This is a genomic window from Ruegeria sp. BG9 (assembly GCF_056538305.1).
In genome coordinates, this window is the sequence record NZ_JBQFSY010000002.1 from 357,071 (window position 1) to 375,216 (window position 18,146).

11 protein-coding genes are annotated in these 18,146 nt (G+C 52.5%); 5 read left to right on the forward strand and 6 right to left on the reverse strand.

The annotated features are described in order from the left end of the window. Positions 1-13 precede the first annotated feature (13 nt). From ACR0I8_RS05435 to ACR0I8_RS05445, 3 genes are read left to right on the forward strand one after another with little or no spacing between them, the layout of a single operon-like run. Positions 14-448, forward strand: a complete 435-nt coding sequence (locus ACR0I8_RS05435; protein WP_170689638.1) for a DUF302 domain-containing protein — start codon at positions 14-16, stop codon at positions 446-448. A 1-nt stretch (position 449) separates the two neighbouring features. After that, complete coding sequence (hemA, locus tag ACR0I8_RS05440) at positions 450-1,673, forward strand: 5-aminolevulinate synthase (protein WP_170689350.1); 1,224 nt, start codon at positions 450-452, stop codon at positions 1,671-1,673. Between the two features lie 58 nt (positions 1,674-1,731). Next, the gene (locus ACR0I8_RS05445; RefSeq protein WP_480702831.1) at positions 1,732-2,790 is read left to right on the forward strand and encodes a YeeE/YedE family protein; all 1,059 of its coding nucleotides are present in this window, start codon (positions 1,732-1,734) and stop codon (positions 2,788-2,790) included. Position 2,791: 1 nt separating this feature from the next. Here the strand turns inward: ACR0I8_RS05445 and ACR0I8_RS05450 are convergent, their stop codons facing one another. Together ACR0I8_RS05450 and ACR0I8_RS05455 are read right to left on the reverse strand one after the other, a co-directional pair. Next, positions 2,792-3,733: an MBL fold metallo-hydrolase gene (locus ACR0I8_RS05450; protein ID WP_480702865.1), complete on the reverse strand. Its 942-nt coding sequence runs from the start codon at positions 3,731-3,733 to the stop codon at positions 2,792-2,794. Between the two features lie 2 nt (positions 3,734-3,735). Next, positions 3,736-4,659: an MBL fold metallo-hydrolase gene (locus ACR0I8_RS05455; RefSeq protein ID WP_170380057.1), complete on the reverse strand. Its 924-nt coding sequence runs from the start codon at positions 4,657-4,659 to the stop codon at positions 3,736-3,738. Positions 4,660-5,593: 934 nt separating this feature from the next. Between ACR0I8_RS05455 and ACR0I8_RS05460 the strand changes: the two genes are divergently transcribed. Next, positions 5,594-6,487, forward strand: coding sequence for a YegS/Rv2252/BmrU family lipid kinase (locus ACR0I8_RS05460; RefSeq protein ID WP_170380058.1), 894 nt, complete (start codon positions 5,594-5,596; stop codon positions 6,485-6,487). 121 nt (positions 6,488-6,608) lie between these two features. Here ACR0I8_RS05460 and ACR0I8_RS05465 read toward each other — a convergent pair whose 3' ends face one another. From ACR0I8_RS05465 to ACR0I8_RS05480, 4 genes are all read right to left on the reverse strand, one after another. After that, positions 6,609-7,703: an AI-2E family transporter gene (locus ACR0I8_RS05465; RefSeq protein WP_170380059.1), complete on the reverse strand. Its 1,095-nt coding sequence runs from the start codon at positions 7,701-7,703 to the stop codon at positions 6,609-6,611. 858 nt (positions 7,704-8,561) lie between these two features. Beyond that, positions 8,562-9,140, reverse strand: coding sequence for a TetR family transcriptional regulator (locus tag ACR0I8_RS05470; RefSeq protein ID WP_170689347.1), 579 nt, complete (start codon positions 9,138-9,140; stop codon positions 8,562-8,564). After that, entirely contained in the window at positions 9,137-9,676 is a 540-nt protein-coding gene (locus ACR0I8_RS05475; RefSeq protein WP_170689346.1) for a dihydrofolate reductase family protein, read from the reverse strand. The genes ACR0I8_RS05470 and ACR0I8_RS05475 overlap by 4 nt, the downstream gene beginning before the upstream one ends. A gap of 365 nt (positions 9,677-10,041) precedes the next feature. Continuing rightward, the gene (locus tag ACR0I8_RS05480) at positions 10,042-10,752 is read right to left on the reverse strand and encodes a M48 family metalloprotease (protein WP_170689345.1); all 711 of its coding nucleotides are present in this window, start codon (positions 10,750-10,752) and stop codon (positions 10,042-10,044) included. 397 nt (positions 10,753-11,149) lie between these two features. Here ACR0I8_RS05480 and ACR0I8_RS05485 point away from each other — a divergent pair, with 397 nt between their 5' ends. Continuing rightward, positions 11,150-18,145: a GAF domain-containing protein gene (locus ACR0I8_RS05485; protein ID WP_480702833.1), complete on the forward strand. Its 6,996-nt coding sequence runs from the start codon at positions 11,150-11,152 to the stop codon at positions 18,143-18,145. The last annotated feature ends 1 nt before the right edge of the window (position 18,146 follow it).

Here is an 18,146-nt window from a genome sequence, read left to right on the forward strand (position 1 = left end):
GAGGACTAAAACCATGAAACACTTTATCGCCGCAGCCGCGTTTTCCACTGTTCTGGCGAGCCAAGGGCTTGCAGAAGAGATCATCACTATCGCCTTCGACGGCAGTTTTGATGATGCAACGTTTGCCGTCGAGTCCGCGATTGTGGGACAGGGGCTGGTCATCGACTATGTGAGCCATGTTGGGGAAATGCTGAATCGAACAGGCGCAGATGTTGGCAGCGACAAGCAGATATTTTCGGCCGCAGACATCTTCATTTTCTGCTCGGCAAAAATTTCGCGTGAGGTCATGGAAGCTGACCCAATGAATATTGGCTTTTGCCCTTACGGGATATTTGTGGCTGAAGACGACAGTGGCGTGATGGTTGGGTACCGAAGCTACCCTGACGGGCCAATGCAAAAGGTCCAGTCTCTGTTGTCAGGAATCGTCGAAGAAGCCGTTGGGAACTGAAATGAACTATCAGCAGTTTTTCCGTGGTCAACTCGACCAGCTTCAGGAGGAAGGGAACTACCGGGTCTTTGCGGATCTCGAACGACAGCGCGGCGCGTTCCCGACAGCACGTAGCTACGCGGAAAATGGCCCCGAGAAAGTCACTGTGTGGTGCTCAAATGATTATCTGGGGATGGGTCAGCACCCCAGTGTTATTGCGGCAATGCACAAGGTGATCGATGAGGTCGGTGCCGGGGCGGGAGGAACGCGGAATATCTCTGGAACCACCCACCAGCATGTTTTGCTGGAGCAAGAGCTTGCTGATTTGCATGGCAAGGACGCTGCGCTCCTGTTTACCTCCGGGTACGTCTCGAACTGGGCCGCGCTGGGAACCTTGGCGTCTCGCATTCCTGGCATCACAGTCTTGTCTGACGAGTTGAACCATGCCTCGATGATCGAGGGCATTCGCTACAGTCGGTGTCAGAAGCGTATCTGGAAACACAACGACGTGGCGGACCTTGAAAGGCACCTTGCTGAACTGCCTGCCAATGCCCCAAAGCTCATTGCGTTTGAGAGCGTCTATTCCATGGATGGCGACATTGCACCAATTGCCGAGATCTGTGATCTGGCCGATCGCTACGGCGCGATGACCTATTTGGATGAGGTTCACGCCGTAGGACTTTATGGACCGCGCGGCGGCGGCATAGCTGAGCGCGAAGGCCTGATGGATCGGCTAACAGTCATCGAGGGGACATTGGGCAAAGCGTTTGGCGTGGTTGGTGGATACATCGCCGCGTCGACAGAGCTTGTCGACTTTGTCCGATCCTTTGCTAGTGGGTTTATCTTCACCACTGCACTACCTCCCGCCGTGGCCGCAGGAGCTGCTGCGTCGGTTCGGCACCTGAAGCAAAGCAATTCGGAACGACATCTACACCAGCAGCGCGTGCGCGAGGTGCGAGACAGGCTGGACGATCTGGGTATTCCGCATACACCGAACCCAAGTCACATCATTCCTGTCATGGTCGGCGATCCGGTCAAGTGTCGCTTCATCTCTGACGTGCTGATGCGTGACTATGGGATTTACATCCAGCCGATCAACTATCCTACCGTCCCCAAGGGAACGGAACGTCTGCGGATTACACCTTCGCCAGTGCATTCCACCGAAGACGTGGATCGACTGGTATCTGCCTTGGGTGAGTTATGGACTCAATGCCAATTGGCGCGCAGGCCAATGGCTGCGCAGTGACAATGACAATTTGACCGAAAACGAGGACGCGCAAGCAACGAAGTGAGAGTTTCTCTTGATGGAAAGGCTCATCGATTTGTTGGGAGACCCTGGCGCTTTGGCATTTGCCGGTGCGCTTGTCGGTATCTTGTTCGGCGTGACGGCCCAGAAGTCTCACTTTTGCTTGCGAGCGTCGACCATCGAAGTCGCCGAAGGCGAGCTTGGTCCGCGCCTTGCGGTTTGGCTGATCGCCTTCACCGCCGCGCTCACCTTAGTACAGGCCTTTGTCGCGTTTGAGTGGTTAAACCTTTCCGAGACACGCGCGATCGCGTCGAGGGGCAGCCTTAGCGGCGCAATAATTGGCGGGGCGATGTTCGGCGTTGGCATGGTTCTTGCGCGTGGGTGTGCATCTCGCCTATTGGTATTGGCCTCCTGCGGTAATTTGCGCGCGCTGATTACAGGATTGGTTTTAACCTTGGTGGCTCAGGCTGCTTACACGGGCGTTCTTAGTCCCGCCCGCGAATTGCTTTCCGGGATCTGGACTGTCTCAGGAGGCGCCTCGAGGGATCTTTCGGAAATACTTGGATATTCGCCAGTGGCTTATACAGCCGTTGCAGCGTTGGGATTGGTGTCGGCAATTGCATTCGCATTCCACCGGAGAGTCGTGCCTGTCAGAATCATAACAGCGGCAGGCGTTGGCGTGGCTGTGGCGCTTGGCTGGATGATGACCTTTGCGATCGCGCAAGCATCTTTTAACGTCGTGCTCGTGTCGTCCATCACATTTACCGGACCGGCCACGGATACATTGATGGCGTTAGTTGCGGAGAGGAACGTTGTTTTGTCTTTCGGTATCGGCCTTGTTCCAGGCGTAGCAATAGGTGCTGCAGGCTCAGCCCTAACGGCAGGGGAGTGGAAGATCGAACGTTTTGGCCCTGATACTCCGATGGAGCGCTACCTTGCTGGAGCTGTCCTCATGGGGTTTGGAGCCATGCTGGCCGGAGGTTGCGCCGTGGGAGCAGGGCTTTCGGGAGGGTCCGCCCTGTCATTGACGGCGTGGCTTGCCGTATTCTTCATGTGGGTTGGAGCGATCAGCACGCATAGGTTATTGAGGCGAATGCCTGTTCTACAAACGTCCTGAGCTATTCGAATTCCATCTGCTCAAATACGCGCCCGGCATTTTTTGTCGCCAGTTCCTCAAACGTGTCCAAATGGGCATATGGTGACTGATCGACATAGTAAGCCTCTGCCAGATCGCCGCCAGCATCCATATGCTCTTGGATCTTGCCGCGCAGATAGGCCAGGTAGTCGCGTGTATAACGGCGCACCTGATCCATGTTCGTCGGATGGCCGTGGCCGGGGATGACATATGTGGCTCCCAAAGCTTCGAACTCGTTGTCCCAAGTCTCAAGCCAATCCGCCGTGTAGGTCTCTTGAAAGATCGGCAGCATGCGCTCGTGAAACGCCATGTCACCCGCGATGACAAGGCTTTGGTTCGGCAGCCAAATCGAGATATCGCCGGGACTATGGGCAGGCCCGAGATATTTGGCCTCAATCCGGAAATCACCCATTTCAACCACGTATTCATCCTCGAATGTCTCGGTTGGGCCAGCCAGAAAGGTTCTTTCCGCCTTGTCCTGATTGTACCGTTGCATTCCTGCAAGGATCTGAGGGCCGTATTCCTCGAACTCAGCCGCAGCATTCGAATGGGCGATGATTGGAACGCCGAGCTCTGACCAGTAGGCGTTGCCAAGCATCGCGTGCCCCTGGCCATTCTCGTTGAAGACAAGCTTAACCGGCTGATCCGTGATCGACTGAATTTCCTGGTGAAGCGCTTCAGCAAGCACATAGGCCGCGCCGCCGTTTATGACGATCACGCCCTCCCCGGTTACGATAAAACTGAGATTGTTGTTATGACCAGAGTTCTCGTAGGTCGGCGGGGCGGTTGCGCCAATGGCAGAGTAGACGCCGGGGACGTATTCGACCGGTTTGGAATACAGCACACTTTGCGGGTATTGGTCTGCAATATCCTCGCTTGCCCAAGCTGGTGTAGCCAGGGCCAAGATACTCGCCAGCGATCGCATCATTATGGTTCTCCAATGAACTTATAAGCAGAGCCAGTCTTCTCGACCCGGCCGATCCCACCATTTGGCAAGTGGAATCCAACTATCTTCATTTGCTCGTGGGAAATCTGATCCAGCAGTGAGTTCCGCGTTGCTGCGGCTGCCTGTTGATCCTGATCCGTGCCGCTGGGCCAGTCGGGGCGTTCAAAAGCTACGTGTGGATTTCCCAACGCGTCGCCCACAACCATCACGGATTCACTGCCGCTGCGAATTTCAAAAGCCATGTGGCCGGGTGTGTGTCCAAAGCTTGCGCGTGCGGCAATACCGGGAAGAATCTCTTGTCCGTCGTCAAAAAACGTGACCTGATCCTCAATTGCTGCCATACGCCGCTTCGCGCCTAAAGCGAACGCAGCGCGATCTTCTCCAATGGTATCCACCGTCGAGGGATTCCACCAGTAATCCCACTCATCGCGGCCAAAGTGATGCGTGGCGTTGGGGAAAAGAAGGTCATCGAAGTCATCCAAAACGCCCCAGATGTGATCCGGGTGCGCATGGGTGAAGATCACGTGCGAGATGTCTTCGGGCGACAGGTTGATAGTTTCAAGAGATTCCAGAAGCTTGCCAGATGTTGACATGAAATCGGGCCCGGCTCCCACATCGAACAGCACCGTGTTTTGACCATCTCGATAAAGTGCGACATTGCAATCTGGCTCGTACTTGGTCGCGTCCACCTTGTAGCTGTCCAGAAGCTGCCTGAGTTCTTCCTTCGGCATGGCGCCGAAGACCATTTCCGGAGGCAATGAAAGGTACCCGTCTGACATAGTTGCAATCCGAGCCGAGGAACCGAGTTGTAGCTCTGCCCAAGCGATTTTGGACTGAACACCAAGTGCCGCGATACACGCGGCGTTGTGTAAGAAAGTACGTCGAGAAAATGAATTTTTACCCATACACAATCAATAAAATGAATGTTTTAATTTGTAAATGAAGAAAGATGGAGAAGGATGGAATTCGGCCAAGCTATCTGTAGGCGGGGGGCATTTAGAAGAGTTGTTGATTTCAACGCAAAGACGAAGATTCAAGGTTCGCGACCTCAGGCGTTTCCTGAATCAGTGAATCCACAGAACTGTGTTGCCAAGACACCCGATGAGATGGTGAGAGAACTTTTTGAGAAAAAGCCGGGACTCGAGCAGAGATTTCGTCGTCGGCTGCTCTGGCGGTACCCTCATTTCAGACTGCAGATGCGCCTTGAGCGCCTCTTCCGTTAGTTCTCCCAAACAGATACATTCTTCCATGTTTCTCTTGAAACGCGTGTTACTTTTAAGCAGCGCACTGATTTGTGTTGCATGCGCGAAAGGAAACTGAGGGTGCCTAGCTTTAGGGCTTGTGAGTTTGGACGCTCAGGATGACGGTGCTGTATAGGCGTTAGGGATCCCCGAAGCCTCAAGAAAATGCGCAAAATCATCTTTCTATGTTCAGGTTGTTCAGATGGAAAATTAGGGAAATGAGCTCGTTTGTGAATCTCGCAAAACGACTTTGTTTTCTCCCATAGGAGTTCACGAGTGAGATTGAAGCGCGAATTGTTTTGGACAATCGGCGAGAATTTATTTGGGCTGCTGCACGCAAAATTCCTCAATGATTTTGAGAAGCGACGTGAACGCGTTCGCGGCATGCACGTAGTATCAGGGAAGATCTTCGGATAGCCACTTACAGCCCGAAGAGGACCTTCACTACTAAGCTTTGTATACTCCGAGATGCGGAGAAAGCTGACTATCGTCACTTAGAGGTTGGCTAGCACAAATAAGGTTTCAATTGCTTGAGCGCCTCTGCCTTTAGAACTTTTAAAGCAGTTGCTCCAACGTGCGAGAGCTTTATGCTGGAACCATGGCCAAACGTACCCTGCTAATTCTCAATAGGAAGTCCGCAGCAAGACCGGATCTGCGTTCTGCTGTCCGCCCATTGGAAAAAGAGCTAGGCATTAGGGTAAGTATTCCTTGGTCAGGAAAAGACTTGAGGAAGACCCTTCGAGAAGCCGTAGGCGATGGAGTAACCAGGGTGATCGCGGGCGGTGGTGACGGCACTTTGAACTCGGTCGCGAGTGCAGTTTTGAAGTTGAAGACAAAGTCGCCTGTCTCGCTAGGTCTTGTTCCCTTGGGAACAGCGAACGATTTCGCTCGATCGTATGGCGATAAGGGTTTGGACTTGGCAAAATCTATTCGAGTTGCTGCATCGGGAGACGCGCGACCTATCGATGTCGGATACATAAACGGCCGTCCGTTTGTGAATGTTGCAAGCGGCGGTTTTGGCGCGATGATCACCGCAACGACTCCCAAGGAAATGAAGAAAAGACTGGGGGGACTCGCGTACACTCTGTTTGGGCTTGCTCGTTTATCTGATGCAAAATCTGTTCCCGCAAAAATCTCAATTGATGATGAAGACCCGTACGACGTTTCCATTTCCGCTATCGCGATTGCGAACAGCCGCTATGCAGGTGGCGGTTTTGACGTGGCGCCTGAAGCGGAAGTATCCGACGGGTTACTTGATTTAAGCGTGCTTTCCGCAGAGCGTTTAATGCCAGAAAACCTGCCCTTTGGCAGACTGCCAGATATATCGGATCCCAAAGATGGTGTCGTACAGCGCTCTCGTCTGAGATCTATGGTCTTGGAAACCTCCCAACCGTTTCATATGAATTTGGACGGCGAGCCGTTGATCGATCAACGCTTTGAGGTTTCAATTAAACCAAATGCGCTGAACTTCGTTTTCCCAAGCGGTAAGTAGCTCGGGTTTCTCATTAAACTCAAACGTCGCACGCTGTTTCGAAATATGTGCGGGGCTGCTTCATATATTCGATGATATAGTTAGTTAAAAAGCCGCCATCCAGTCGGTGAACGTCTCTCGCTTAGCTGTTCACGGCGTCAGTGTTGTTTATTTTCCCATCACCGGACATCAGTATCGCGATTGGCTGGGTAGACGGGATATTCGATAGTACAATCATTATGCACACGGTGATAGGGACGCTCATCAACGCTCCGGCAATGCCCCAGATCGCAGTCCAAAACGTGAGCGCCAAAATGACCATGAATGGCGACAAATTCAGGCTTTTCCCAAGTAGCATTGGCTCCAGAATATTGCCGATAGAGAATTGAACTGCTCCACAACCAATTAGAACCACAAGAAATGGCACGACTTCTTCAAACTGTACCAGTGCGACAATGGAAGGAAGCGCGACGCCCACGATGGAGCCGACTGTCGGGATAAAATTCAACAAAAACGCAAAAACGGCCCAAGTTTCAGAGAAGTCCAGGCCGACGGATGCCATCACGGCATAGCTGCCCAAGCCAGTTAGTGCACTCACCAGCGTTTTGATGCCAACATATCTTTGAATGCTGTCGGACGTGCTTTCAAGAACGCGGCGAACTTTTTCAGCGGCTTCCCTGTCTTTGATTGCGAGCTTGATTTTGGCGCGCATTGGAACACGTTCGACCAACATGAATGGCACATAAAGCAGCACCAGGAAGAAAGCGCTTAGGAATGCCCCAGCAGAGCCGATCACTCCTGTCGCGAGCCCAGCCAGGTTGATCTGCTCCAACGCTTTGATCGCGGCTGCATAGTTGTCTTGCCCAACCAGTGACACCAGCTTTGCGACTATGCTGGAAAACCGTTCCTCATAGCGCGGAAACGCTTCCGAAACCTCGCCGGCTTGACTGGATAGTATCGACAACACAAGCGAGAGGCCGATCAACACAATTGAAATTGCTGCCAAATGCGCAAGCCACTTCGGGACGGTGCTGCCAAATATCTTGAATCTGCCAATGCGATCCGCAGTCGCGGTGAGAAGAACGAACAGGAGAGCCGCAAAAGACAGGGGAACCAGCACAGAGGAGGCGAGGACTAGCGAGGCTATGGTCAAGAACACAAGGACGACCAACTGATACCAGAACGTGAGTCCCAAGAAACCTGATGAAGGATCTTGATGATGCATACCCTTTTTCATTTGTAGGCTCCCTACAGGACTGAGCGTTGTCCAGCCGCTTTCTGCAATGATAGTGTATTTGCTCGCCTTGGTCGTGACTTGGCAAGTGGCTCTGGTACTTCTCTCTAGCGCGAATAGCTGAGATTTTTAGATGATGGCCCTCATTTCGTTGCCTTGAACTGGCCGTTGATCAGAAACCTTAGGCTGCAAGATTATCAGAAATAGTCTTGTTTCAGCCTCCTTTTGAGATCGGATGTCGGATGGGTCGCTTTTGGCTCGGTTCTGTCATCTGAGCACCTTTGTCGGGTGCCCGCAAAGCGACTGAAACTGGGCTCTCAAAACCGGTCAGCACCTCGGCAGCGTCTGTATTTACGTCCCGCTGACCGCTTGTGCAGGAATCCGGCTGACAGTCATGAACTCGCGTAGCAGCTTTCCGCCGTCGACATCGCCCGCCGGTCCTACAACGACGCCGACATTCTCGCGGTTTCACCTAAGATGGCACAGCGTGGCTTCGACTTTACGACCGTCGCTAACGGCGTGCACAGCCTTGTCGACAATGATGGCTTCCATATTTCCGTTTTCTAAGCGCTTGGAGTGGATGGACCCGACAAGGGCGAATTCACGCAAAATACGTTGCTCGTGCATTGAGACATTCATTGGGAAGTCTCGATTGTACGAAAGCAAAACAGAAAGGACACTCAGCATCGCGCGTGAGTGTGCTCGTAAATGTTGGCGCTCCTGAATTTGGATCGCCAGGATCAGGCGTTAGACCCGGGTCTCTTTCATAAAATCTCCTTTGTGCGAGGCGCTCTGCCTCAAACGTTTGGCGAACGTAGGCGTTCAATCGAGACCGGTCAAATTCTCAAAGACTTGAATGCCTCATTCTGAACGGCCCTGCGCGCCGCCGATCGCACGCGCCAGTACCCAATCAATACCTCGTAAAAAGTCATCGATTGTTAACGGTTTGTTTTTGCCGCTTGACGCAGAGAGGACAAAACCATGCGTGTAGTCGATAAGAAGATGCAAAAGCACATCGTTTTCGTCACTATCGTCAATTTCCCGCGTGCATGCCCGCAGCTTATCTGTGACGTCCAAGAGATCTTTGCTGATAAGTGTGACGTCTTCCAGAACTGCGCGCAGTAGGTTGGCATTCGGCAAGGCCCGAAGATAGTAGGCACTTAGTATGCTACGCGCTTTTGCGCTGGCTCCTTCTTCAACGGTGGCCTGAAGCGTGTTTGCAAAGGCCAGTTCAACCAGGTCAGTCAGCAGCTTTCGCTTGCTGCCAGAATGGTAAGTTACCGCCATCGGCGTGACCTCAAGCTTATCCGCAAGCAACCGAAACGAAAGCGCATCGGCTCCCTGCTTTTGAACAATGGGCAGGGCTGTTTGCAGGATAAGCTGTTTCGACAGACGTTCCTTGGACTTTTTTGGTCGCCCGGCAGTTGGTGCTTTGGTCATGCGCTTTTCACTTCGTAAACCAGATCGACCATACCCGATGGAAAGGGTGTGGCAGAGATCAGTTCAAGATCAATATCGCCATCCGTTTCACCGAAAATGCGAATGCCATCACCTAGTAGAATAGGAACCAACGTAATCTTCATGTCTTGTACAAATCCGGCCTGAAGGAACGACCGAATGATCGCACCGCCATCGACATATACGCGGTTGTAACCGCGCTCGCGAAAGATTCCCCATAACTCTTCGGGGCTGGCAGTGGAGAACTCAATTTTGTCGTGTAGGTTCTCAGGTACGTCCTGTTTCGTCATGGAGCGGCTGAGTACCACGACGGGTTTCTCATATGGCCATTCACCAAATCCAAGGACTGTTCGCAGTGATCCGGTCCCCATAACAAGAGCATCTACGCTGTTAATAAACTCGATGAACCCGTGGTCTTCATTTTCAGCGGGCTGTTTATTTAGCCAATCGAGCGAATGGTCTTTTCTTGCAACGAAACCGTCGAGGCTCATGGCCATCATAATGTGTCCGCTTGGCATGGCGTTCTCTTTTCCTCTAAATTATACATCGTATAAATAATTAGACAAATACCTGCAACTTGATAAGTCAAGATGCGCCGCTCTAACGAAGAAAGGGGACATTTGCCTATTCAGTAACCCAAGTGAATTAGGTTCGGCGGGGAAATCCCGACGTTCCAAGAGTGACCGGTTTGCGCAAAAAGCCGCTTTAATGCACGATTTTATGTTGCTGGCGCAGCATTTGCACGCGAGCGCATCACGGCCATTGCGGCATCAAAGCGAGCGTCAGTGGGGCGACCTAGAGAACGTCGAATTAACCCGGGTTCGAAGCTCTCTCTAGCCGCGATCAGACTTTGAGGCCCGGTGAAGACCTGAACTCAAAATGGTTAGCGACTGATCTGAGCCATTGTATCCTGCACCGCATAGTATCTTTGTGCGTTAGGAGGATGCGTTCCTAGAAAACGATCACCGGGATCAGGAACGCGCGCAAAGTAAAGCGCACCATTGAGTGGATCATAGCCAGCTTTGTAGGCTATTACCGTGCCTAGTCGATCAGCTTCCAATTCAAAGTTTTTTGAATAGCTGCGACTGCCCACAAAGGCTCCGAGATCTTGTGCTGCGGCAATGTCATTCGACCCAGTCCCCGCAATTGTTGCCAGACCTGCCAAAAGTACCGCACCAGCCGCTGCATTTTGGGTCTGTTGGGCCAAATGCCCTTGAATGTGGTGAGCGGCTTCATGCGCCATAACAAATGCAAGCTCATCGGCATTGTTCACATCTCGCGTCAGTGCTTGGGTCATTGTTATGACAGGGCGCCCTGACTTGCTTAAACTCTGATACGCGTTTGAGGGCGCATTTTTGTTTGGATCGATACGGATCAAAAAATCGCAATTCACGCCCCGAGTTTGGCGGCGACACTCGTTTTCGGCAACGGGCTCAATTCGAGAAGCAACCTGCTGAAATCTAGCTTGTGCCTGTTGTGAATTGACCTGGGCACTCGTGCGACCGAGATTTGGGATGGGTGCCGATGGCGGAGGCACGGTTGAAACGCATCCCGCCAGCAAAAATGCAGACAATACCGAGGCAATCCGCTTCATACCTAAGCCTTCCTACCTTTTTGGAGATCCTTAATAGAGCCCTCAGGCGTCGATAACCAACGCCGATACCCGAATCTTAAGGCCTGCAAAAATTGATATTCAATAACAGAGGAGGTTCGCTGTAGCCGCACCCGACTCCGATGCGACCAAAATGGTAGGCAACGTAAACGGCCTTGAGTCGAAGGATCGCAACTGTCCCTCGGGTATTAAATTATTATACCTATTGGTGGCATTCGCTCACATTGTCGTAGCTATCCTAGCTGAAAAAAATGCACTAGTCAGAAGAGGCAGCTCAGTCGCGGATACAGTCCAAAAAGAAACACTGTGACTTCTATCGTATGCCCTCTAAACTCCAGTCTTGTGTGTTTCATTAGTTTGCGTGGGGGCACGAACGCAGGTGGGTGGAAAGAAGGCATCAACAGAGACTGCTGACTCAGCGTCGTCATCTGCGCAAAGCTCTGGGCTCAGCGCGGATGATCAGCAGGCTCGGTTCGAAGCCACCGCGCGGGTTATGCAAGCGATCTCCGAGACCAAGGAAGACATCCAGCCAGTATGCGACCTGATTGTAACGCTGGCAAAAGATCTGTGTGATGCCTTTTTTGCCGGTCTGGTACTCGGGCAAGAAGGGGATGTTCGTCAGCAACTGGTTGCCAGCGTCAATTTACACCCGGATATTCAACAGCTCTGGCTCGACGGCAAATACACGATGGAGCCAGGCAACTCCATCGTGACTGACACTATTCTCAGCGGTGAGACAAAACGTGTTGTCGATATGGGCGACACCGATTTTCATAAATCGGGAGATGAGCGCTTTAAGCTCATAGTCGACACGCATGGGTGCAGGAGCAATCTCTTTGTTCCATTGAAAGTGGGTGGCAGCGCAATCGGATGCCTGATGTTGGCACGGGATGAGGTGCGACCTTATTCCGATGATCAGGTCCAGCTGGTTGAAACTTTCGCCGCACAAGCGGTCATTGCAATCGAAAATGTTCGACAGTTTAGCGAGTTGCAGGTGCGTCTGGCGCGTGAAGGTGCCACGCGTGATGTTCTGGAGACGATCAGTCGGTCCCGGGATGATGAAGCGCCGGTATTTCAGACGATCTTGGAAAACACGGCCCGGCTTTGCGAAACAGATGTAGCCACGTTGAGCCTGCTAAATGAGGCAGGAACGCATTTGGAATACGCCGCCCATTTTGGTGATCAATTGGCTACATACAAGGTCGGCGTGGATCGCTGGTCTCTGGACTCAAATTTACAAATTGCCGAGTCCGTGCGGGAAGCGCGCGTCATTCACAACGTCGATTTGCGCGAGACAGACCACTACATCAACGGGGATCCTTGGCGTCGGCAATTGGTTGATGAGGAAGGTGTCCGTTCGTTTCTGACGGTTCCTTTGATGTCAGCAAATGGTGACCCTGTAGGTGTCATCGGGATCTACCGGCGCGAAGTGCGACCCTTTTCTGATGACGAGATTTCTTTGGTCGAGAGCTTTGCCGCGCAAGCCGTCATTGCCCTCGATAACACTCGTCAACTGAAAGAGCTGCACACTCAGCTGGAACGCCAAGCGGCGACGCAGGAGGTTCTAAGTGTTATCAGCAAAAGCCGGGACAATGATGCACGAGTCTTTGAAGCCGTGCTTCAGCAGGCCACTGAAATCTGTGACGCAGATCAGGCGGCGCTGGTTTTGGTCAACGCTGCGGGAACCCATATTCAATTGGCCGGTGCATGGGGGCACGATAGAACCGACGTCGAATTGGGAGAAGAGTGGCCTCTTGATGGTTCGGTCACGGCGGCGGCTGCGATACGAAATTGCAAGGTTGTACGCGTCGAGGACATCGCCGACACAGAGTTCTACCGCTCGGGTGATCCTACTGCTGTTACAATGGTCGAGGTCGAAGGCATCAGGTCACGGGTCGTTGTGCCCCTGATGCAGGGGGAACAGGCGATAGGTGCTATTGCGGTTAGCCGCCGCGAAGTCCGCCCGTTTTCTGATCCCGACGTGCAATTCATCGAAGAGTTCGCCAAACACGCAGTCATAGCGATAGAAAACACGCGCCAGTTTCGAGAGGTTCAGGAACGACTGGAGCGCGAAAAAGCCTCGCGAGAAATCCTCGAAGTCATCAGCCGTAGCCGCGACGACGAAAGACCTGTGTTCCAAAGCATTCTCGAAAACTCCAGCCGCTTGTGCAAAGCCCCGCTCGCGTTTTTATGTGTCGCTGACAATGACCGCGGGCTCGCAACGATCCCGGCCAATATCGGCGCAAGAACCGATTTTGACGAAGCGCTCAAAAACTTTGTTGAGCCTCTTACACGCACGGAATTAATTGCGATCAAACCAATGATCGATGGCGAAGTCATACGTCAGGACGATATCGCGGACGACCCCCTGTACTTCAGGGATCGTGACCCGAAACGGGTTCAGATGGTTGAGATTGAAGGAGCCCGCTCGGTTCTGGCAGTTCCGTTGATGAAGGATGGCGTGGGTCTCGGTGTAATTGTCCTCTACCGCCGTGAAGTTGCACCTTTCTCAGACGACGACGTGGCACTGGTTCAAACCTTCGCGGCTCAAGCCGTGATCGCAATGGAGAACGTGCGCCAGTTCCGCGAAGTCCAGGATCGCACGGCGGAAGTGACGCAGGCATTGGAATACCAGACTTCCACATCCGAAGTGCTGCGGGTGATTTCGGCATCACCAAATGAGTTGGCCCCTGTTCTCGACGCTATCCTCAAAGAGGCGTCGCGGATCTGCGAATTGCAGGATGCCTATGTTGCGATGCTGAACCCCGACGATCAGCTTTTTCATGTTCATGCGATACTCACGCAGGACACGACCTTTGCGGATTATGTCAAAGCGCATCCTATTTCGCCTGATGAAAGCGGTGTAAGCGGGCGTGCCATTCTGTCGAAACGCACTGTCTATATCGAAGATATTGAAACCGAGGCCTCTTATACCTGGATAGAAGACAGCGGCGTCGGGGAATATCGGTCCGTGCTCGGGGTCCCATTGGTTAAGAATGGCGAGGTCGTGGGTGTGATTTCGGTTGGCTCAACCGAGGTTTCGGGATTTTCCACCAAACAGATTCAGTTGTTAGAAACCTTTGCCGACCAAGCCACTATCGCCATTACGAATGCCAACCTGTTCCGGGAAGTGGAGGAACGCACTGCCGAAGTCGTGCAGTCACTAGAATACCAAACTGCCACTTCAGAAGTATTGGATGTCATCTCTCGCTCGCCTAACGATCTTCCACGAGTGCTGGATGCAATCCTGGAAGTTTCCTCACGTATCTGCGACCCAGAATATGCATTCTTCGCAATGCGGGATGCTGACAATGGTTTGTACCGTGTGGCCATGTCCCACAACGTGAGTGATGCGTTTCTTAACTATCTGTCAGACAACCCTATTGCCCCAGAGGAAGGCTCGTGCATCGGCCGCACGGCTCTTCATGGCAAGACTGTTTACATAAAAGATACGAGCAAGGATCCAACTTACACATGGAAGGTGGCGGCGGAGATCGGTGATTACCTCACCACCCTCGGTGTCCCTTTAGTCAGCGACGGCGTGACCGTTGGTGTTATTGTCATGGCCCACCGGAAGCCTGGGGCGTTTAGTGAAAAACAGGTCAACCTGTTGGAGACATTCGCATCCCAGGCTGTGATCGCCATCAACAACACCCGTTTGTTCAAAGAAGTACAGGCACGCACCGCAGAAGTTGAAGAAGCGCTGGACTATCAAACCGCCACGTCTGAAGTGCTGGGAGTGATCTCACGCTCGCCAAATGAACTTGATCCTGTTCTCAAAGCCATTTTGCAAGTGGCGGTTCGCATCTGCAAACCCGAAGCTTCTTACGTCGCACTTCTAAACGAAGAAACCGGAGTTTATGACGTTGCTGCGACCCACAATTCCGCCGCAGCTCACAACGACATCATAAACCGTCAGGTGTTTGTTCCAGACAAAGGCACGACCACGGGACGCGTCGCGCTAACAGGCAAAACGGTCTACATTGAAGATTTTGAGCACGACCCGGATTATGCTTGGAAAGAAGAAGCGCTGGGTGCCGGATTTCGTTCATCTTTGGGGGTTCCGCTGGTCAAGGATGGGGTCACGCTCGGCGTGATTTCACTTGCTCATTCGAAAATTGCGGCGTTTTCAGACAAGCAGATAGCCTTGGTTGAAACATTCGCCTCGCAAGCGGTAATTGCACTTGGAAATGCGCACCTATTCGACGAGGTGACAGCCCGAACGGCGGAAGTTGAGGAATCGTTAGAGTACCAAAAAGCCACAAACGAAGTACTCGAAGTTATTTCTCGGTCTCCTGATGCATTGGAGCCTGTACTGGAAGCATTGCTGGCCGTCTCATCCCGCATTTGCCGCCTACAGGATGCCTTCGTGGCACTTAAGACACCCGAAGATGGGAAGTACCATTATTTTGCCGGACACGATGTGTCGGACAATTTTGCGGATTTTCTAAGAGCGCATCCTTTTGAACCCGGGGAAACGTCGGCCACAGCGCGTGCGCTTCTGCATGGACGGGCTGACTATGTTGAGGACACTCAAGCCGACACCAATTATGATCCGCTGCTCAAGTCTAATCTCGAAGGCTATCGATCCGTACTTTCCGTGCCACTGATCCGTGACGGTGACACAATTGGTGTTATCAGTATGGGGAGCCGAACAGCGGCTGCTTTTGACGAAAAACAAATCAAGCAAATGGAGACCTTCGCGTCTCAGGCAATAATCGCAATTCAGAACTCGCAACTCTTCAACGAAACGCAGACCGCCCTCGCGCGCCAAACCGCAAGCGCGGATGTCTTAAGAGTAATCTCTGAGTCCCCAACAGATACCAAGCCGGTTTTTGAAAAGATTGTCGGACTGGCGACGACCCTCATAGATTGCGACCTGTCGATTGCTATTCAGGCGAACAAGACTGAACTTTGGCAAATCGCCGCCGCGACACCCGATGGCGTCGAAGAAATCACATGGAACGAGCGCCTGCCAATTGATCCCGAAGACAATTTGCCCTCAAGGGCAATCAAGAGCGGCAAGACCTTGCATTTGCCCGAATGGCGGTACGATGAGCTACCCCCACGCGATCAAGAAATCATCCGCAGGAAAGGGTTCAAGTCTTCGCTGACAGTGCCTCTGATGCGCGGGACGGAATGTTTCGGTGCCTTGGTGTTCATCCGAAAAACGGCCAAAGTTTTCAGCGAAGATGAGGTCGCCATTGCCGAGTCCTTCGCCGATCAAGCCATCATCGCGCTGGAAAACGTTCGCCTGTTTAATGAAACTCAGGCTTCCTTGGCACGTCAGACTGCGAGTGCGGACGTTCTACGGGTGATCAGCCAATCTCCTGACGACATCAAGCCAGTCTTCGAGGCAATTGCAGAAGCAGGTGTGCGGTTGGTTTCCTCTGATATGGTTGCGGCCATGACCGCTCAAGGTAATACGTTCGAGGTGCTTGCGCGGGTGAGTGCAGACGGTGTTGCCACCCTTGAAGGGAACCAAAGTTTCCCTATCGATCCGGATCCGATGTCCAGTTTTCCCGCGCAGGTTCTTCATGAGAAGAAGATGCTCCACCTTCCGGATTGGGATACTCTCGAACTCTCACCATTCGAACAGATTACGTATGACAGGCATGGCGTTCGCGCGGCTCTGTTGCTGCCACTAATAAAAGGCAAGGCGTGTTTGGGTGTGTTGGTGTTCGCTCGGAAAACAGCTGGCGCCTTTACCAAAGATGAGATCGACCTCGCCTACTCGTTTGCAGACCAGGCGGTAATTGCCATCGAGAATGTGCGTCTATTCCGCGAGGCTGAAGAGGCGCGAAAAGTTGCTGAGGAAGCAAACGAAGCAAAAAGCGCTTTCCTGGCGACGATGTCTCACGAAATTCGAACCCCCATGAATGCCGTAATCGGGATGAGCGGGCTGTTAATGGACACAGAGTTGGATGCAGAACAAAGCGACTATGCCAATACGATCCGCGATAGCGGCGATGCGCTTTTGGGAATCATCAACGAGATCCTCGACTTCTCGAAAATTGAGGCCGGACAGATGGATATCGAAAACCATCCGTTTGACCTGCGCGAGTGTGTAGAAAGCGCGCTCGACTTAATCAGCGGCAAGGCTGCCGAGAAACAACTCGATTTGGCCTATGAGTTCGATGACGCGCTGCCGCTGGCGATCAGCGCCGATCTAACGAGATTGCGGCAGATTCTGCTAAACCTTCTTTCCAACGCAGTGAAGTTTACCGAAAGCGGCGAAGTGGTTCTGTCTGTTGAGCAACCTGCCAAGGTACAGGGAATGCTCGAACTGACGTTTAAAGTCCGAGACACCGGAATCGGCCTATCCAAAAAAGGCATGAGTCGATTATTTCAGTCATTCAGTCAGGCAGATAGTTCAACGACCAGGAAATATGGCGGCACTGGTCTGGGTCTTGCGATCTCAAAACGTCTTGCGGAACTCATGGGCGGGACCATGTGGGCTGAAAGCGATGGCGAGGGGAGCGGTTCCACTTTTGTTTTCAAGATCCAGGCAAAACCTGCAAAGCCGGTTAAGTCATCTTCACGCATTCTCGTCGGCGTTCAGCCTGAACTCGAAGGCAAACGAATTTTGATGGTGGACGACAATGCCACCAATCGTAAAATCCTGTCTCTTCAAACCGAGAAATGGGGCACGCAGACCACGACCTGTGAGTCTCCGTTCGAGGCGCTGAGCATACTAGAAGAAGGCGTCGAGTTCGATTTGGCTATTCTCGACATGCATATGCCCGAAATGGATGGAGAAGAGCTTGCCAAAAAGGTTCGCGCCAAGAAGCCAGGTTTGCCACTCATCCTTTTCAGTTCACTTGGCCCGCGAGATATAGACCTGGAAGATGGGCTCTTCGCCGCCAACCTCGCCAAACCTTTGCGCCAATCCCACTTGTTCGACACCCTGGTCACACTGTTCGCGACTGAAAAGGTGCGCGTAAAGCCGTCCAAACCACAGGACAAACCTCAAACAGATCCGGATATGGCAACGCGACATCCACTGCGCATTTTGCTGGCTGAGGATAATTTGGTGAACCAGAAACTTGCACTCCGACTGCTCGAGCAGATGGGTTACCGCGCGGATTTGGCCAGCAATGGTGCTGAGGCGGTCGAAAGCGTAAACCGGCAAACATACGATGTCGTTTTTATGGATGTGCAAATGCCCGAGATGGATGGTCTTGAAGCGTCTCGTCGTATCAACAAATCGCATTCGGACGGAAGTCGCCCTCGCATAATCGCGATGACCGCGAACGCAATGCAGGGGGACCGTGAGATGTGCCTGGATGCAGGGATGGACGACTATATCACCAAACCGATCCGTGTACCTGTCCTAATCGAAGCCCTGTTAAATTCCCCAAGAATAAGAAGGTGAT

Bases quoted from the DNA above. Each gene is read 5' to 3' on its own strand.
- ACR0I8_RS05460 (WP_170380058.1), top strand. From the start codon at position 5,594: ATGGCCAAACGTACCCTGCTAATTCTCAATAGGAAGTCCGCAGCAAGA.
- ACR0I8_RS05450 (WP_480702865.1), bottom strand. From the start codon at position 3,733: ATGCGATCGCTGGCGAGTATCTTGGCCCTGGCTACACCAGCTTGGGCA.
- ACR0I8_RS05470 (WP_170689347.1), bottom strand. From the start codon at position 9,140: ATGACCAAAGCACCAACTGCCGGGCGACCAAAAAAGTCCAAGGAACGT.
- hemA (WP_170689350.1), top strand. From the start codon at position 450: ATGAACTATCAGCAGTTTTTCCGTGGTCAACTCGACCAGCTTCAGGAG.
- ACR0I8_RS05455 (WP_170380057.1), bottom strand. From the start codon at position 4,659: ATGGGTAAAAATTCATTTTCTCGACGTACTTTCTTACACAACGCCGCG.
- ACR0I8_RS05435 (WP_170689638.1), top strand. From the start codon at position 14: ATGAAACACTTTATCGCCGCAGCCGCGTTTTCCACTGTTCTGGCGAGC.
- ACR0I8_RS05445 (WP_480702831.1), top strand. From the start codon at position 1,732: ATGGAAAGGCTCATCGATTTGTTGGGAGACCCTGGCGCTTTGGCATTT.
- ACR0I8_RS05480 (WP_170689345.1), bottom strand. From the start codon at position 10,752: ATGAAGCGGATTGCCTCGGTATTGTCTGCATTTTTGCTGGCGGGATGC.
- ACR0I8_RS05465 (WP_170380059.1), bottom strand. From the start codon at position 7,703: ATGAAAAAGGGTATGCATCATCAAGATCCTTCATCAGGTTTCTTGGGA.
- ACR0I8_RS05475 (WP_170689346.1), bottom strand. From the start codon at position 9,676: ATGCCAAGCGGACACATTATGATGGCCATGAGCCTCGACGGTTTCGTT.